Consider the following 17,039-nt stretch of genomic DNA (forward strand, 5'->3'; position numbering starts at 1 on the left):
AGGCAGCCCAGCCGGACGAGGCAGCCCAGCCGGACGAGGCAGCCCAGCCGGACGAGGCAGCCCAGCCGGACGAGGCAGCCCAGCCGGACGAGGCAGCCCAGCCGGACGAGGCAGCCCAGCCGGACGAAGCGGCCCAGCCGGACGAAGCGGCCCAGCCGGCGGAAGCGGTCAAGCTGGCGGAGGCCGCTCAGCCCGCGGAGGCGGGACCGGAGCCGGCGGAGGCCGCAGCCCGGCCGGCAGACGTGACCCAGCCGGCGGAAACCGCCCAGCCCGAGGCGGAGACCACCGCGGCGGAGGCCGCAGCCCGACACGCGGATGTGGCTCAGTCGGCTGAGGCGATCGCACCGCCGAGAGAGTTAGCCACCCCGACAGACGAGCCACAGCCGGAACCGAGCACGGCCGCCGAGTCGGCTGCCGTCCCGGCGGAGTCCGCCACGCCCGAGGCGCCGACCGACGGCGGGTCGTCGCCAGTGGCGGAGTTGGGCGCGACCGCGCGACAGGATGAGCCGCCGCCGGCGTCGGAACCGGTCGCACCGCTGGAGCCGTTGGTAACCGCCGAGACGGCTATCGCCGAGACGCTGACACCGTGGATGCGCCCGGAAGGCGCCGCCAAGCAGCGCGAGCTACCCGTCGAGTCCGACCAGCCCTCGACCGAACCGATCGCCGAGCAGACACCGCGCGACCAGGAGGCGCCGGCCGGTCAGCCGGAAGTCGGGCAGCCGCAGGGCTGGGGTGCCGCGGAGCCTTGGGCTTGGTCGACGCCGGGCACGGACGCGGAAGCCGAGCAGTCTCCCGGCCATCTCCCGGCCGAGCAGCCATCGGCCTGGCACCGGACTGCCGAAGAGGCGGACACCGGGCAGGCAACGCCCGGCCATGTCGCCGAGGCGGAGCCGCCCGCGGCCGAGCAGGTCCCCGGCGAGCAGGCGGAAGCCGAGCCGCCGCCCGCCGGTGAGCCGGATGCCGACCGAGCGCCTGACGACCGCGAGGCACAAGCCGAGCAGTCACCGAGTTCGGACGCCTTGACCGACGTGGCGTCGGTCGATCGGGAGACTTCGGCCGGGCAGACGCTCGCCGAGGACTCCGGCGAGGCCGCGGCTGAACAGTGGCCAGCCGGCGATGCGGCAGTCGAGCCGCCGTCCGCTGAGCACGACGCCGGGCACGAGCCGGGAGCGGAATCGCACCCCACCGAGCAGCCGCTGCGTGAGGCAACCGGAGCTGGATGGGGAACGTTCGGTCAGGCGACCGAAGCGGTGCAGGCACCGCTCGCCGAGACGCCGGCCGAGCGGCCGGGAACAGAGCAGCCGCCAGGCGAGCACGCGTTGGCCGGAGAGTCCGGAGTCGATCAACCGCCGGCCTGGCCGACGCCTGTCGACCAGGAGGCGGGAGTCGGCCAGGCAACGGTCGGGGCGCCGGAGGCCGAGCAAGCATCGGATCGGCAGGCCGCCGCCGAACACACCGCCGCCGAACACACCGCAGCCGAACACACCGGGGCCGAGCAGCTGCCGTTCGAGCAGGCGTCGGCCGGTCAGGTGACAGGAGCGGAGCAGGCGTCGGCCTGGCGGGTGCCAGCGGAGCAAGCGGAAGACGAGCGCACCTCCTCCGAGCAGGTGCCCGAGGCCGAACTGCCCGAAGCCGACCAGCACGAGTCCAGCCCGGCGGCGCCGCGGGAGTCTGGCGAACAGGTCGGGCAGGACGGTGGGGCTGTGCAGCAAGAGGCGGAGCCCCAGCAGGCAGAGCCCCAGCAGGCGGAGGCCGAGCGGGAGTCGGACGGGCAGGACGGGGACGGCGAGCAGGGGCGAGGCCGCTCTGGGCCTCTTGGCTGGCTGCGGCCCTAGGGTGGCTGACCCCTTCGACACCGAGGCTCTTCGGGGCGCCGTGTTGGCCTCCTGGCGTGACTCGCCCACTCGGTTTCGTGAGGATGCCAACGCTGAGGAGGACCTGGTCCTCGGTGGCTACCGTGATCGGCTGCTCGTCGAGCTCGCACAGAACGCCGCCGACGCCGCCGGCAGCGATGGCCGGGTCCGGGTGTCCTTTGTAGACCGGGAACTGCGGGTAGCCAACACCGGCCGCCCGCTCGACCACGACGGCGTCGCCTCGCTGGCCTCCCTTCGCGCCTCCGCCAAGCAGGACGGGGTCGGGCGGTTCGGCGTCGGGTTCGCGGCCGTGCTGACCGTCAGTGACGCGCCGGCGGTGCTCTCTCGCACGGCCGGCGTCGCCTTCTCGGCCGACCGGACCCGAGAGGCCACCGGCCGCGAGGGGCGGGTGCCGGTGCTCCGACTGGCCTGGCCGACGGACGAACAACCACCGGCCGGCTTCGACACCGAGGTCCGGCTCCCCCTCCGGGACGGCGTCGACCCCGACGAGCTGCGTCGCGAGTTCGAAGCCCAGGCCACCGACCTCCTGCTCTCCCTCGACGGGCTCAGGCACCTAGAGATCGGCGACCGAACCTGGCGGCGCGACGACGGCCCGACCCACACCGACATCCACGGCCCGGACGGCACCAGCCGCTGGCTCGTCGTCCGCGAGCAGGGCGAGCTCGCCGACGTCACGGGACTCGGCACCGAGGCGCGTCCACAGTGGACGGTCTGCTGGGCCGCCACCGAAAACCCGGGCGACGACGTCCTCCACGCCCCCACCCGCACCGACGAGCGCCTCTCCCTCCCGGCCCGCCTCATCGCCACCCTCCCCATCGAGGCCGACCGGCGCCGGGTGCGGCCCGGACCGGCCACCGACACCGTCCTCGACGCCGCCGCCCGGGTCTACCCACGGCTGCTACAGCACACCGACCCCCACGAGCGGACCCGGCTCGTCCCCGAGCCCGGCTTCCCGCTGTCCGAAGTGGACGAACGGCTGCGGCGCCAGGTCGTCGAGGCCCTGCGCACCGCGGCCTGGCTCCCCACCCACACCGGCACGGTCGAACCCCGACACGCCAGCACCGTCCCCGGCCCGGCCCTCGTCGAGGCGCTCGACGACACCATCGGCGGCCTCACCACCCTGGAGCACGACGCCAAGCTCCAGTCGCTCGACGTCACCCGGCTGACAGTCGCCGACATCGTCGCGCGGGTCACCGGGATCGACCGGCCGCCGGCCTGGTGGCATCGGCTCTACACCGCCCTCGCCCCCATCGCCGACGTCGACCGGGACGCTCGCGAGGCGCTCGGCGCGCTGCCGGTTCCCCTCATCGACGGGCGCACGCTGCCCGGCCCGCGCGGCACGCTGATCGCCGACACCGACCTCGACAGCATCCTCGACACCGACCTCGCCATCGTCCATCCCGAGGCCGTGCACCCCCTGCTCGAACGGCTCGGCGCCCGCCGCGCCGACGCCGAGGACCTCCTCGACTCCACCCGCGAGGCCGTCGAGCGCAGCCTCGACGACGCCGAGTCCGGCCTCGACACCGGCAAGCTCCGCGACGCCGTCCTCGCCCTCGTCGGCGAGGCCGGCGTCCGCCCCGGCGAGCATCCCTGGCTCGCCGCCCTCGCCCTCCCGGACGACGCCGGCGACCACCGCCGCGCCGACGAGCTCGCCCTGCCCGGCGCGCGCTTCCTCGACCTGCTCGACGACGACACCCCGCTCGGCATCCTGGACCGCGAGGTCGCCGACCGGTGGCCGGGCCACGTGCTGGCGGCGGTCGGCGTGCTCGGCGGCTTCGCGGTCGTCGTCGACGAGACCCCGGCCGGGCCGGACCATGACCTCGCCGACGAGCAGGCCTGGTGGGACGGCCTCGAGGAGCCGCCGGCGCGGCTGACGGCGGTGCGCGACCTCGACCTCGTCGCCGACCACGCCTGGCCGGCCGCCCTCGAGCTGCTCGCCGCCGAGCCCACGACCTGGCAGGCCCTCCACGAACCCGGCGGCTACACCGGCTGGTGGATCGCCCACCACGCGCTGCTCGACGGCGAGCCGCCGCGCGCGTGGCGGCTGCCGGAGGCGACCGAGCTCGCCGGGCTCTACGACTCCGTCCCGCCGGTGGCCGTCGCCCCTTCCGTCCTCGCCGCGATCGGCGTTCGCGCCTCACTGGACGTCGCCGACGAGGAGTTGCTCGACCGCCTCGGCGATCCGGACCGCGTGGTCCCCGCCGGCGCCACCCTGCGGGCGCACGCCGCGCTCGCGCGAGCCGTTCGCGACGGCACGCTGCCGGCAGACGCCCAGCCGCCGCACGCGGTCCGCTCGCTGACCGGCCAGGTCGTCCCGGCCGCGGAAGGACTCGTGCTCGACGCGCCCTGGGTGCTCGGCGTGGTCGAGCCGGAGCGCGTCGTCGGCGTCGGCGACGACTTCACGCTGGCCGAGCCGTTGGCCGACCTGCTAGACCTACCGCTTGCCTCCGAGGTCGTCACCGGGACCGTCGCCGGGGTCGCGGAACCGGTGAGCTGGGCCGACCTGGGCGCGGTGGTCGACGCGTGCGACCTGGCCGGGTTCGCCGTGCCGCTGGGCGGTCCGCGCGTGCACGACCGGCTGACCGTACGGATAGGACTGATCGACCACGAGGTCACCTGGTGGGTCGAGGACGGGGTGGCGCACTGCGTCGACTCGATCGCCGGGCTCTCCCGCACCCTGGCCTGGGCCGCCGGCCGCTGGGCCGACCGGCACCAACTGGCCGCGCTGCTGGAAGACCCCGAGAGCGTGCTCGCCTAGACGCCTGGAAGGGCCCTTCCAGACGCTGAACGCCCGGAAGGCGTCCTTCCAGGCAGTCCTAAAGGTTGCGCTGCGCCCCGCGGGAGCCGCGGCGCGAGGCCCGGCGTTGCCAGATCATGACCGGCAGCCCGACGAGGCCGAGCAGGAAGCCGGCGAGCGCGGTCCACAGCCAGATCGGCGGCAGCGCGTCGTAGCCGTAGCGGGCGATCAGCAGCGCGACGAGCGCGACCAGCCACAGCGAGGTCCCCACGTACACCACCGGCGGCAGCGCCAGCAAACGCTGCGGCAGCGGCGGAGGAGGTGACTTCTGTGTCTCGATTCGTTCGTCGGGTTCCGCTGGGCCTGCCACATGCGCGAGGCTACCTCGTCATGGCGGACAGGACAGCAACGTCGGCGCTGGATCGCTTCTTCAAGATCTCCGAACGCGGCTCGACCGCGGGACGCGAGATCCGCGGCGGGGTCGTCACCTTCGTGACCATGGCCTACATCGTCGTGCTGAACCCGTTGATCATCGGCAGCTTCACGGCCGACCCGAACAACCCGACCACGCACGACGACGCGTTCGGGAACATCCTCCCCGCGGGCCAGGTCGCCGCCGTGACCGCGCTGGTCGCCGGGGTCATGACCATCCTCTTCGGACTCGTCGCCAACTACCCGTTCGCGATGGCCACCGGGCTGGGCATCAACGCGTTCGTCGCGTTCAGCATCGCGCCGCAGATGAGCTGGCCCGCGGCGATGGGGTTGGTGCTGGTCAACGGCATCGTGGTGCTGATCCTCGTGGTGACCGGCGTGCGCACGATGGTGTTCCACTCGGTGCCGCCCTCGCTGAAGGCCGCGATCGCGGTCGGCATCGGGTTGTTCATCACGCTGATCGGCCTGGTGGACGCCGGCTTCGTGCGCCGGCTGCCGGACGACGCCAACACGACCGTCCCAGTAGGACTCGGGATCAACGGCTCGATCGCGTCCTGGCCGACGTTCGTGTTCGTCGTCGGGCTCGTGCTCACCGGGATCCTGGTCGCCCGGCGGGTCAAGGCCGCGATCCTGATCGGCGTGCTGGCCTCCACGGTCCTCGCGATCGTCGTCGAGGCCGTTGTGGACGCCGGCCGGTACGAGGGCGTCAACCCGACCGGGTGGAGCCTCGGCTATCCCGCGCTGCCGGACGACGTCGTGGGCGCGCCAGACCTCTCGCTCGTCGGCGACGTCAACTTCGACGCGTGGATCCAGGTGCCGGTGATCACCGCCGTGCTGCTGGTGTTCACGTTGGTGCTGACCGACTTCTTCGACACGATCGGCACGATGACCGGGCTGGGCAAGGAAGCCGGCCTCGTCGACAAGGACGGGAAGCTGCCGAACGTCGGCAAGGCGCTGTTCGTCGACGGCGTGGGCGCGGTGGCCGGCGGCGCCGCGTCGTCGAGCTCCAACACGGTCTACATCGAGTCCGCGTCCGGCATCGCCGAGGGCGCGCGCACCGGCCTCGCGAACGTGGTCACCGGCCTGCTGTTCATCGCCGCGATGTTCTTCACCCCGCTCTACCAGGCGGTTCCGGTCGAGGCGGCGGCGCCGGCCCTGGTCGTCGTCGGCGTGCTGATGATGGCGCAGATCCGGGAGATCGACTTCACCGACTTCACGATCGCGCTGCCGGCGTTCCTCACGATCGTCGTCATGCCGTTCACCTACTCGATCGCGAACGGCATCGGCGCCGGGTTCATCAGCTACGTGCTGCTGCGGGCCGCCACCGGCAAGGCGCGCGGCGTCCACCCGCTGATGTGGATCGTGGCCGCGCTGTTCGCCGTCTACTTCGCGATCGGGCCCATCCGCGCCGCGTTTGCCTGACCTGAGGCGCAATTCGTGAGGTATGCTAACAATGTGTCGAACAGCGAGCAGGACGTCACCGAGCGCTCGCTCGCCAGCCGGATGCGGTTGGCGATCGTGCGGCTCAACCGCCGGCTTCGGGCCCAGCGGACCAGCTCAGCCGTGACGCTGACCCAACTCTCCGCGCTGTCCTGCCTGCACAAGTGCGGCCCGCTCACGCCGGGTGAGCTCGCCGCCAAGGAGGTCGTCCAACCCCCGTCCATGACCAGGGTGATCGCCGCGCTCGAGGAGCAGGGCTACGTCAGTCGACGACCGCATCCCAGCGACGGCCGGCAGGCCATCGTGGAGATCACCGAGGAGGGGAGCGCGCTCATCCTGGCCGACATCTCCGCGCGCGAAGCGTGGCTGGACAAGAAACTGGCCGAGCTGACGGAGGCGGAGCGTGAGCTCCTGTCCGGGGCGTCGGAGATCCTCGACCGCATGGCGAGCCAACAGGATTAGTGGGAGCAGCAAGCACGTCGCGCGGCCGCATGCTGGGGTCGCTGCGGATTCGCAACTACCGGCTGTTCGCGTCCGGCCAGGTGATCTCCAACGTCGGCACCTGGATGCAGCGGATCGCCCAGGACTGGCTGGTGCTCGAGCTGTCCGGGTACGACCCGGTCGCGCTCGGCCTCGCCGCGACCCTGCAGTTCGCGCCGACCCTGCTGCTGACGTTGTGGGCGGGCGTGCTCGCCGACCGGCACGACAAGCGCCGGCTGCTGATGCTGGTGCAGTCCGGCATGGCGGCGTGCGCGCTGTCGCTGGGCCTGCTCGACGTGAGCGGGCTGGTCGCGCTGTGGCACGTGTACCTGCTGTGCTTCGTGTTCGGGGTGTTCACCGCGTTCGACCCGCCGGTGCGCCAGTCCTTCGTCGGCGAGATGGTCGGCCGGGAGCAGCTGACCAACGCGGTGGCGCTGAACTCCTCGACGTTCAACCTGGCCCGCATCATCGGTCCGGCGATCGCCGGCGTGATGATCATCTGGACCGGTACCGGCTGGGTGTTCCTGGTCAACGCGGTCTCGACGCTGGCGGTCATCGTCAACCTCGGCCGGATGAACCCCGCCGAGCTGCACCGCGACCCCGACCCGCCGCCGCGCCGGCGCGGCCAGCTGCGCGAGGCGCTGCGGTACGTGCGCGGGCGGCCGGACATCCTCGCGGTCCTGGTGCTGATCTTCTGCGTCAGCACGTTCGCGATCACGTTCAACACGTCGCTGGCCATCGCGGCGGCGAACGTCTTCCACCGGCAGGCCGACGGCTACGGGCTGCTGTCGACAGCACTCGCGGTCGGCACGTTCGCCGGCGCGCTGCTCGCGGTGCGGCGCTCGACGCGGCGCCGGCCGGGGCTGCGGCTGCTGATCGGCGCGGCGCTGGCGTTCGGGGTGCTGGAGCTGGTGGCCGGCCTGATGCCGAGCTTCCTGACGTTCGGGCTGGCGCTGGTTCCGGTGGGCCTGGCGATGATGACGTTCATGAACACCGCCAACGGCACGGTCCAGCTGGGCACCGCGCCGGAGATGCGCGGGCGCGTGATGGCGCTGTACATGCTGGTGTTCCTGGGCGGCAACCCCATCGGCGGGCCGATGACCGGTTGGCTCGCCGCCGAGTTCGGCGGCCGGTCGCCGTTCGTCATCGGCGGGATCGCCGCGTTCGTGTGCGCGGCGGCGTGCGGAGTCGTGCTCGCGCGGCGGGGTGGTGTCGAGGTGCGGGACCGGCTCATGCCCCGGTGGGCCGTCCGGCGGCGCGGCGTCGCCCGGCCGGCCGCGGACCACGAGTCCACGCCGGACGCCGCCTGAGCGAGTTCGGCTGAGCGGCCCTTGTCCCATTTGCCCTTCGGTGCCAGAGTTGCGCACCGCTGGACTCGGTTGTACCGAAGGGAGCCGCGCGTGACCGACGCCGCCAAGGCGGACTTCACCGCCATCATGCCGCCGACGGCACGGAAGATCGTGCCCCTGTTCATGCAGATGTCGCTCGGCCAGCTGCTCAAGACCGCGGTGGAGCTTGGCGTGCCGGCCGCGATCGGTGACGAGCCGGCGGCTGCCGACGAGCTGGCCGCGCAGGTGGGCGCCGACCCGGGGGCGCTGCGCCGGCTGCTCGACGCGCTCACCACGTTCGGCGTGTTCCGTCGCACCGACGACGGCCGGTACGCGCACACGGAGCTGTCCGCCGAGCTCGCCGCCGAGGCGGGCCAGACCCTGGCCGCGTTCCTCGCCGCCGACTGGTTCTGGTTGACCTGGAGCGACCTCACCGCCGCCGTGCGCAGCGGCGCCACGCCGTTCCCGCAGCGGCACGGCAAGGACTTCTTCGGCTTCCTCATGCGGGACAACCCCGAGGCGGCCATGGTGTTCAACAAGGCCATGACGCTGCTGATGGGGTCGCTGAACGAGGCGCACGTGGCCGCGCTCGACCTCGCCACGTCGACCACCGTCGTCGACCTCGGCGGCGGGCAGGGCTCGCTGGTCCGCGACCTGCTGAACCACCACCCGCACCTGCGCGGCGTGCTGTTCGACATCGAGCCGGCGGTCGCCCACGCGGTGCCGGAGCTGCGCGAGGCGCCGCTGGCCGACCGCTGCTCGCTCGTCCCGGGTGACGCCTTCGAGTCCATTCCGGACGGTGCGGATGCCTACGTGCTGCGCAACGTCCTGCACATGTGGGACGACGAGAAGTGCGTCAAGGTGCTGGAGAACCTCGTCCGCGCGGCGGCGCCGGGTGCCCGGGTGTTCGTGCTCGAGATGGTGGTGCCGGACCGGCAGGAGAACCCGTTCCCGCCGCTGCTCGACCTGCTGATGCTCCTGCTGCTCGGCGGCCGGGAGCGCAACGAGGCCCAGTTCGCCGAGCTCTTCGAGCGCGCGGGGCTGAAGTACACCGGCATCACCCGCACGCCGACCATGTGCGACGTCGTCGAGGCGAGGGTGCCCTGAGCCGGCGCTTGCGCCGAGGATTTAAGTTAGGCTAGCCTAAGCGCGTCGCTTCGTGGTGGGAGCGGCAGTCAGTTCGGGAACATGCGAGACCCCGGCCCGGAGCGGGCGGCACTGCTCGGGCCGGGGTCTCGTGCTCTGTCCTGGTCGCTCTCGTCCGGGTCGTCCTCGTCCGGCTCGTCAGTGGTCCGGGAACGGGTCGTCGGCCTGCCCGACCAGGTCGGCCACCGAGTCGATGACTCGGCTCGGCCGGTACGGGAACCGCTCCGCGGTGTCGGCGCCCGAGATGCCGCTGAGCACCAGGATCGTCTGCAGGCCCGCCTCCAGTCCGGACCGCACGTCGGTGTCCATCCGGTCGCCGATCATCAGCGTCTCCTCCGAGTGGGCGCCCAGGGACCGCAGCGCGGAGCGCATCATCAGCGGATTCGGCTTGCCGACGAAGTACGGCGCATGCCCCGTCGCCCGCTCGATCAGCGCGGCGACCGAACCGGTCGCGGGCAGTGAGCCCTCGCGCGACGGACCGGTCGCGTCCGGGTTCGTCGCGATGAACCGGGCACCACCCTCCACCAGCCGGATCGCCGTCGTGATCGCGGTGAAGCTGTACGTCCGGGTCTCGCCGAGGACCACGTAGTCCGGGTCGCGGTCGGTCAGCACATAGCCGATCTCGTGCAGCGCCGTGGTCAGACCGGCCTCCCCGATCACGAACGCCGAGCCCTCCGGGCGCTGCGAGTCGAGGAACATCGCCGTGGCCAGGGCGGAGGTCCAGATCGAGGTCTCCGGCACGTCCAGCCCCGTACGTCGCAGCCGCGCCCGCAGGTCGCGCGGCGTGTAGATGGAGTTGTTGGTCAGCACCAGAAACTGGATGCCCTTGGCACCCAGCTCCTCGATCAGCTTGTCCGCACCGGGGACCAGGTGCTCCTCGCGCACCAGCACCCCGTCCATGTCCATCAGGTAGGTCCAGGCCATGCGCACATGGTCCCGCACGCCGCGCCGGGCCGGGGGTCGCGGCGGTTAACCTATGAACGTGACCACCGCCCCAGCCACCGCCACGGTGCGGGTGCGCTACTTCGCCGGGGCCCGCGCGGCGGCCGGCGTCAGCGAGGAGAACGTCCAGCTGGCCGCCGGCGCCCGGATGCGCGATCTCGTCGACGAGCTCGCCAGCCGGCACGGCCAGGCGCTCACCCGCGTGCTTACCGCGTGCAGCTTCCTGCTCGACGGCATCGCCGTCCGGGACACCTCGACGCCGCTCTCCGACGGGGCGGGCGTGGACGTGCTGCCGCCGTTCGCGGGCGGCTGAGACCCACATCTCCCGAGGAGCACTGCGGCGTCCGTCACGATCCGTGGCGACACGCCCGACCGGCCTGTCCGTTTCCGCGCAACTCAGATGTTCGAACTCGCGATCGAGTCATGCCCGAATTAGTTACGGCATTGCTGCAGGTAACGAACCGATTTCGGAGGGCTGCCGCCACCTTTCGGGTAACGTTTTCCCGGACCGGTAACCGGCCCCTGTTAGACGTGATCGGGACCTCACTTCGAGTGAATAGACCGAACTTATATACCGTCGAATACAGAAGCGCATAGCCCTTCTGACCTGCGTGAACAATGGGGATCGGAGCAAGTCAAATACCGTTACTGTGACGACGATCACAGGCTTTCAATTTTCCAAACCCCGAATTGCTTACGTACCGTCGCCTCCGGTTGGTCCCGACCAGCCAGGCAAGAACCGAGTGCTCGTAACGCCTTCCCCGGTCCGGCGAGCACCCGGGAGAAACAGCCCCGACTGAAAGAGACCCTCCGGACCGGGACGTGGGACCACGACGAGCACCCCGATGCGAGGCGTGGCAGCCGGTGATGCCGGCCCGACCCTGACGGGTCGGACCCGACAGCGCTAGCGCGTAGGCGTTCGAGGGAGAGAGCGACATGGCGTACGAAGGCAATCACCGCAAGCCGTCCGCCGCTCTGCGGAACATCGCACGCGTCGTCGTTGCCGGCGCCGTGATCGGTGTGCCGCTGGCGGTCGCCACGGCCCCGGCTCAGGCCGACCCGGTCAACTGGGACTCCATCGCGCAGTGTGAGAGCGGCGGCAACTGGGGCACCAACACCGGCAACGGCTACTACGGTGGCCTGCAGTTCTCCCCGGGCACGTGGCAGTCCAACGGCGGCTCCGGCAACCCGGCCAACGCCTCCAAGGCGGAGCAGATCCGGGTGGCGGAGAACGTGCTGCAGTCGCAGGGCATCGGCGCGTGGCCGGTGTGCGGCGCCCGCAGTGGCTCCTCCGGCGGTGGCGGCGGCTACAGCGCGCCGCAGCAGCAGGAGCAGACCTCGAACGAGGCCACCTCGTACGAGGCCCCGCAGCAGGCCGCGCCCGTCCGGCCGGTCCTCGCGAAGTCGAACCCGAAGGGCGACTACAAGGTCAAGGCCGGCGACACGCTGTCCAAGATCGCGAAGGACCGCAAGGTCAAGGGCGGCTGGCAGGCGATCTACAACAAGAACAAGCAGTTCATCGGCGACCCGAACCTGATCGTCGTGGGTCAGAAGATCGCCACCAAGTGAACCGCTTCGTGACGTAGCTACGCCACACGAAGAACGCGAGGGGCTCCACCGCACTCCCCCGGGCGGTGGAGCCCTTCGTCCTTCCTGGCAGTCAGGGGCAGTTGACCCACTCGTCGGTGCCGTCGGTGAAGTTCTGGTGCTTCCAGATCGGCAGCCGGGCCTTGACGTCGTCCACCAGATCCGCACAGGCGGCGAACGCCTCCTGGCGGTGCTCGGCGGCCACCGCGCACGCGAGCGCCACGTCGCCGATGACCAGGGCCCCGATCCGGTGGCTCACGGCGACCGCGCGCAGGCCCGGGTGCCGGCCGGCCACCGCGGCGGCGACCTCTTCGATGACGGCCTTCGCGCTGGGGTGGCCCTCGTAGTCGAGGTTCACCACGCCCCGGCCCTTGTCGTGGTCGCGCACCACGCCGGCGAACGTCACGACCGCGCCGGCCGCGGCCTCGCCGACCAGCGCGGCGTGCTCCTCGACCACCAGCGGCGACTCGCTGATCTCGGCCCGCAGCACCCGCGCGGGCTCGGCGACCGCGACACCGGGCGCGTCGGCGGCCGGAGCGGCGTGCGTGACCACCGCGGCGGTGGCCCGGGCGTGGTCGCCGCCGTGCACCTGGTCCACGGCGTGGTCGAGCACGTCGGCCAGCACGCCCAGGCCGTCCTTCACGCCGCCCGTGGAGCCCGGCAGGTTCACGACGAGGGTCGTGCCCGCGACGCCGGCCCGGCCGCGGGAGAGCACCGCCGTGGGCACCTTGGGCAGCCCGGCCGAGCGGACGGCGTCGGCGAGGCCCGGGATCTCGTAGTCCAACACCGACGCGGTCATCTCCGGGGTCCGGTCGGTGGGCGAGATGCCCGTGCCGCCGGTCGTGATGACGACGTCGACCTCGGCGGCGACCGCGGCGCGCAGGGCCTTCGCCACCGGCTCGCCGTCGGGCACGACCTCGGCGGGCGGCACTTCGTAGCCGCGGTCGCGCAGCCAGCCGGTGATCAGCGGGCCGGTCTTGTCGGAGTACACCCCGGCGGCCGCGCGGTTGGACGCGGTCACCACCCGTGCCGTGCGCGTCATCGGTCCTCCGGTCGGGTCCACGTGCCGGTCTTGCCGCCGTCCTTGCGCTCCAGCCGGACGGCGTCCAGCACGGCCGCGGGGTCCACGGCCTTGATCATGTCGTGCAGGGTGAGCCCGGCGACGGCGACGGCCGTGAGGGCCTCCATCTCGACGCCGGTGACGTCCTTGGTGCGCGCGGTCGCCGTGATGTCGACGTGGGCCGCACCGAGCGTGAAGTCGACCGTGACGCCCGAGATGGCGATCGGGTGGCAGAGCGGGATCAGGTCGGGAGTGCGCTTGGCCCCCATGATCCCGGCGACGCGGGCGGTGGCGAGCGCGTCTCCCTTCTTCAGCCCGTTGGACGCCAGCAGCTCGACGACCTCGGCCGTGGTCCGCACGGTCCCGCTGGCGACCGCCACGCGCGCGGACGCCTCCTTCCCGGTGACGTCCACCATGCGAGCCGCCCCGGCCCCGTCGACATGACTCAGCTCCGACATGAGCCGATGCTATGCCTCAACGCTTGGCGGCCGCCTTGGCGACGGCTTCCGCCACCGCGGGGGCGACGGCCGAGTCGAAGACGCTGGGCACGATGAACGACGCGTTGAGCCGGTCGCCGTCCACCACGTCGGCGATCGCGTCCGCGGCTGCCAACAGCAGCTCGTCGGTGATGCCGTTCGCCTGTGCGTCCAGCAGGCCACGGAACACGCCCGGGAACGCCAGCACGTTGTTGATCTGGTTCGGGTAGTCGCTGCGCCCGGTGGCGACGATCGCCGCGTGGCGTTGGGCCTCCATCGGGTCGATCTCCGGGTCCGGGTTGGCCAGCGCGAACACCACCGCGTCCGACGCCATCGTGGCCACCGCCTCCGCACCGAACAAGTTGGGCGCGGACACTCCGATGAACACGTCCGCGCCGACCAGCGCGTCGACCAGGGACCCCGACTTGCGTTCGTTGTTCGTGTGCTCCGCGAGCCAGGCGAGGTTCGGGTCGAGGTCGCCGCGGTCGGGGTGCACGATGCCGTTCACGTCCACGGCGAGCACGTCGCCCGGCTTCTTCTGCAGCAGCAGGCGGATGATCGCCGAGCCGGCCGCGCCCGCGCCGCACACCACGATCTTGCAGTCGGACAGCTGCTTGCCGACCACCCGCAGCGCGTTGCGCAGCGCGCCGACCACGACGATCGCGGTGCCGTGCTGGTCGTCGTGGAACACCGGGATGTCCAGCCGCTCGCGCAGCGTGCGCTCGATCTCGAAGCAGCGCGGCGCCGCGATGTCCTCGAGGTTGATGCCGCCGTACACCGGCGCGATCAGCTCGACCGCGCGGATGATCTCGTCGGTGTCCTGGGTGTCCAGGCACACCGGCCACGCGTCGACGCCGGCGAACTTCTTGAACAGCGCGGCCTTGCCCTCCATCACCGGCAGCGCCGCGGCGGGCCCGAGGTTGCCCAACCCGAGTACGGCGGAGCCGTCGGTGACCACGGCGACCGTGTTGCGCTTGATGGTCAGCCGGCGCGCGTCGTCGGGGTTCTCGGCGATCGCCTGGCAGATCCGGGCCACGCCCGGGGTGTACGCGCGGGAGAGGTCGTCGCGGTTTCGGAGCTGGACCTTCGAGCTGACCTCGATCTTGCCGCCGAGGTGGATCAGGAACGTCCGGTCCGACACCTTCCGCACGGCCACGCCGGACAGCGCCTCGAGCGCCACCGTGATGTCCCGGACGTGGTCGTCGGAGTAGGTGTTCGCGGTGATGTCGACGACGATCCGGTCCGTGTGCGACTCGACCACGTCGAACGCCGTGATCACGGCGCCGGCCCGGCCGACCGCGGCGGCCAGGTCGCCGGCCGCGCTCGCCGACGGCGGCGCCTCGACCCGGAGGGTGATGGAGTAGCCAGGACCAGGAACCGGCATGTGGATCGCTCCCGAGTGGACGGACCTACCTACTTGTTGATCTCGGTGACCGGGTGCTCGTAGCCCAGCTCCTCGGCGGTGAGCGGGAAGGTCAGGTCCCCGTAGGGCGACAGCGCGCCCTGCCGGTCTGCCGCGAGCTCGCTCACCGGGTGCTCGACGTCGACCGGCCAGGTCGGGTCGATGTGGTGCGATTTGTCGGCCTTCGCCACGGTGTCTCTCCCGGAGTTCGCCCAGCGCTTGCGTTCTGAGAGGCTACCGGACCTCGGTAGCGAATCGGACCCGCGTATACCGTGGTCACGTGCCCGCCCCGCTCACCGACTGGCTGCGCGCCCAGGATGACCAGCTGCTGGCCGACCTGCTGCGCACGCGCCCCGACCTCGCCACCCCGCCGCCGGCCGACATGGCGGTGCTGGCCGCCCGCGCGGGCAGTCGGGCCTCGGTGACCAGGGCCGCGGAGGGTCTGGACACCTTCACGCTCGCGGTGCTCGACGCGCTCGTGGTGGCCGACGCGGACCACTCACCGGCGTCGGTCGCCGACGTCGCAGCGCTCGTCGGGCCGGGTGCGGACGCCGACCGGGTGCGAGCGGCGGTCCAGCGGCTGGTCAGCCTGGCTCTGGCGTGGGACTCCGGCGACGGCACCGACGACGGGGTGTCCGTCGTGCCGGCCGCACGCGAGGCGGGCGGGCTCTACCCGGCCGGGTTGGGCCAGCCGGCCGAGGTGCTCGACGGGGTCGACGTGACCGCCCTGCTCGACGAGCTGCCCGACGCGGACCGGCGGCTGCTCACCGCGCTCGCGCACGGCTCCTCGCCGGTCGGCCGCACCCGCGACGCCGCCACCATCGTGCCGCTGGAGCGGGCGCAGAACCCGGTGCAGCGGCTGCTCGCGAAGGGCCTGCTGCTGCGCCGCGACGCCGAGACCGTCGAGCTGCCCCGCCAGGTGGGCCTCGCGCTGCGCGGTGACAGTCCACTCGGGACGGTCCGGCTGGACGAGCCGGCGCTGCGCACGAACCGAATGTCGTCGTCCCATGTGGACGCGACGGGCGCCGGTGAGGCGCTGGAGCTGTTGCGGCGCGCGGAAGGCGTCGTGGAGCTGTGGGGCACCGAGCCGGCCACGGTGCTCAAGGCGGGTGGGCTCGGTGTGCGTGACGTGCGCCGGCTGACGCGCGAGCTGGACACCGACGAGCGTGGCGCCGGGCTGGTCGCGGAGCTCGTGTTCGGCGCGGGGCTCGTCGGCGACAGCGGGGCCCCGACCAACGCCGAATGGCTGCCGACGACCCTCGCCGACCCCTGGCTCGTCGCCACCCCCCAGCACCAGTGGGCCACGCTCGCCGCGGCCTGGCTCGACCTGCCCCGGCTACCCGGGCTCGCCGGCATGCGGGACGCGAAGGAGCGGGTACTGGCACCGCTGTCCGACGACCTGCGCCGACCACCCGCGGCGGCCGAGCGGCGCCGGGTGCTCGCGGCGCTGATGGACCTGCCGGCCGGCGTCGGCGTGTCCTCCCCCGACGAGCTGGCCGAGGTGCTGGCCTGGCGGGCGCCGCGGCGCGGCGGGCGGCTGCGGGACGAGATCGTGCGCTGGACGCTCTCCGAGGCCACCGCGTTGGGCGTGGTCGCGCTGGGGGCGATCACGTCGGCGGGCCGGGCCCTGCTGACCGACGGGCCGGCGGCCGCGGCGAAGCGGATGGCCGACTCGATGCCCGACCCGCTCGACCACGTGCTCGTGCAGGCCGACCTGACCGTCGTCGCGCCCGGGCCGCTGGAACCGCAGCTCGCGATCGACATCGGGCAGGTCGCGGACATCGAGTCGGCGGGCAGCGCGACCGTGTACCGGGTGACCGAGGCATCCGTGCGCCGGGCGCTGGACATCGGCCGGACCGCGGAGGAGCTGCACGAGCTGTTCCGGACGCGGTCGCGCACGCCGGTCCCGCAGTCGCTGAGCTACATGATCGACGACGTGGCCCGCCGGCACGGCCGGCTGCGCGGGGGCGCGGCGGCATCGTTCCTGCGCTGCGACGACCCGGTGCTGCTGGCCGAGGTAGTCGCCCACCCGACCGCGGACGCGCTGGAGCTGCGGCGGATCGCGCCGACCGTGGCGGTGAGCCCGCGGCCGCTGGCCGACGTGCTGGCCGAGCTGCGCACCGCCGGCTTCGCGC

The 17,039-nt window shown here is 72.5% G+C and carries 15 protein-coding genes; 9 read left to right on the forward strand and 6 right to left on the reverse strand.

What is annotated here, in order from left to right:
* Both ACRDSK_RS21815 and ACRDSK_RS21820 read left to right on the forward strand, forming a co-directional pair.
* Nucleotides 1-1,835, forward strand: a 1,835-nt coding sequence (locus ACRDSK_RS21815) for a hypothetical protein (RefSeq protein ID WP_431443079.1), incomplete at its 5' end; no start/stop codon positions are given.
* Nucleotide 1,836: 1 nt separating this feature from the next.
* Nucleotides 1,837-4,632: a sacsin N-terminal ATP-binding-like domain-containing protein gene (locus ACRDSK_RS21820; protein WP_431443080.1), complete on the forward strand. Its 2,796-nt coding sequence runs from the start codon at nucleotides 1,837-1,839 to the stop codon at nucleotides 4,630-4,632.
* Between the two features lie 58 nt (nucleotides 4,633-4,690).
* Here the strand turns inward: ACRDSK_RS21820 and ACRDSK_RS21825 are convergent, their stop codons facing one another.
* Entirely contained in the window at nucleotides 4,691-4,981 is a 291-nt protein-coding gene (locus ACRDSK_RS21825; RefSeq protein WP_431443081.1) for a DUF2530 domain-containing protein, read from the reverse strand.
* 20 nt (nucleotides 4,982-5,001) lie between these two features.
* Between ACRDSK_RS21825 and ACRDSK_RS21830 the strand changes: the two genes are divergently transcribed.
* The 4 genes from ACRDSK_RS21830 (at nucleotide 5,002) to ACRDSK_RS21845 (ending at nucleotide 9,398) form a co-directional block, all read left to right on the forward strand.
* Nucleotides 5,002-6,465, forward strand: coding sequence for an NCS2 family permease (locus ACRDSK_RS21830; protein WP_431443082.1), 1,464 nt, complete (start codon nucleotides 5,002-5,004; stop codon nucleotides 6,463-6,465).
* A gap of 81 nt (nucleotides 6,466-6,546) precedes the next feature.
* Nucleotides 6,547-6,945 carry a MarR family winged helix-turn-helix transcriptional regulator gene (locus ACRDSK_RS21835; protein WP_431443092.1) on the forward strand — a complete coding sequence of 133 codons (399 nt, stop codon included), beginning with the start codon at nucleotides 6,547-6,549 and terminating at the stop codon, nucleotides 6,943-6,945.
* Between the two features lie 29 nt (nucleotides 6,946-6,974).
* On the forward strand, nucleotides 6,975-8,273 hold the full coding sequence (locus ACRDSK_RS21840) for an MFS transporter (RefSeq protein ID WP_431443093.1): 1,299 nt from the start codon (nucleotides 6,975-6,977) through the stop codon (nucleotides 8,271-8,273).
* Nucleotides 8,274-8,363: 90 nt separating this feature from the next.
* Complete coding sequence (locus ACRDSK_RS21845; protein WP_431443083.1) at nucleotides 8,364-9,398, forward strand: methyltransferase; 1,035 nt, start codon at nucleotides 8,364-8,366, stop codon at nucleotides 9,396-9,398.
* 177 nt (nucleotides 9,399-9,575) lie between these two features.
* Here the strand turns inward: ACRDSK_RS21845 and ACRDSK_RS21850 are convergent, their stop codons facing one another.
* Complete coding sequence (locus ACRDSK_RS21850) at nucleotides 9,576-10,361, reverse strand: HAD-IIA family hydrolase (RefSeq protein ID WP_431443084.1); 786 nt, start codon at nucleotides 10,359-10,361, stop codon at nucleotides 9,576-9,578.
* Between the two features lie 52 nt (nucleotides 10,362-10,413).
* Here ACRDSK_RS21850 and ACRDSK_RS21855 point away from each other — a divergent pair, with 52 nt between their 5' ends.
* Nucleotides 10,414-10,692, forward strand: coding sequence for a MoaD/ThiS family protein (locus ACRDSK_RS21855; RefSeq protein WP_431443085.1), 279 nt, complete (start codon nucleotides 10,414-10,416; stop codon nucleotides 10,690-10,692).
* 623 nt (nucleotides 10,693-11,315) lie between these two features.
* Nucleotides 11,316-11,948 carry a transglycosylase family protein gene (locus tag ACRDSK_RS21860; RefSeq protein WP_431443086.1) on the forward strand — a complete coding sequence of 211 codons (633 nt, stop codon included), beginning with the start codon at nucleotides 11,316-11,318 and terminating at the stop codon, nucleotides 11,946-11,948.
* A gap of 91 nt (nucleotides 11,949-12,039) precedes the next feature.
* Here ACRDSK_RS21860 and ACRDSK_RS21865 read toward each other — a convergent pair whose 3' ends face one another.
* The 4 genes from ACRDSK_RS21865 to ACRDSK_RS21880 are packed head-to-tail and all read right to left on the reverse strand — an operon-like array spanning nucleotide 12,040 to nucleotide 15,095.
* The gene (locus tag ACRDSK_RS21865) at nucleotides 12,040-13,008 is read right to left on the reverse strand and encodes a molybdenum cofactor biosynthesis protein MoaE (protein ID WP_431443087.1); all 969 of its coding nucleotides are present in this window, start codon (nucleotides 13,006-13,008) and stop codon (nucleotides 12,040-12,042) included.
* On the reverse strand, nucleotides 13,005-13,484 hold the full coding sequence (moaC, locus tag ACRDSK_RS21870; protein WP_431443088.1) for a cyclic pyranopterin monophosphate synthase MoaC: 480 nt from the start codon (nucleotides 13,482-13,484) through the stop codon (nucleotides 13,005-13,007). The genes ACRDSK_RS21865 and moaC overlap by 4 nt, the downstream gene beginning before the upstream one ends.
* A gap of 16 nt (nucleotides 13,485-13,500) precedes the next feature.
* On the reverse strand, nucleotides 13,501-14,886 hold the full coding sequence (locus tag ACRDSK_RS21875) for an NAD-dependent malic enzyme (protein WP_431443089.1): 1,386 nt from the start codon (nucleotides 14,884-14,886) through the stop codon (nucleotides 13,501-13,503).
* A gap of 29 nt (nucleotides 14,887-14,915) precedes the next feature.
* On the reverse strand, nucleotides 14,916-15,095 hold the full coding sequence (locus tag ACRDSK_RS21880; protein WP_431443090.1) for a hypothetical protein: 180 nt from the start codon (nucleotides 15,093-15,095) through the stop codon (nucleotides 14,916-14,918).
* A gap of 89 nt (nucleotides 15,096-15,184) precedes the next feature.
* Between ACRDSK_RS21880 and ACRDSK_RS21885 the strand changes: the two genes are divergently transcribed.
* A partial coding sequence (locus tag ACRDSK_RS21885; RefSeq protein WP_431443091.1) for a helicase-associated domain-containing protein occupies nucleotides 15,185-17,039 on the forward strand: 1,855 nt, incomplete at its 3' end.

The sequence above is a fragment of the Actinophytocola sp. genome, from assembly GCF_050699915.1.
In the GTDB taxonomy this organism is placed as follows: domain Bacteria; phylum Actinomycetota; class Actinomycetes; order Mycobacteriales; family Pseudonocardiaceae; genus Actinophytocola.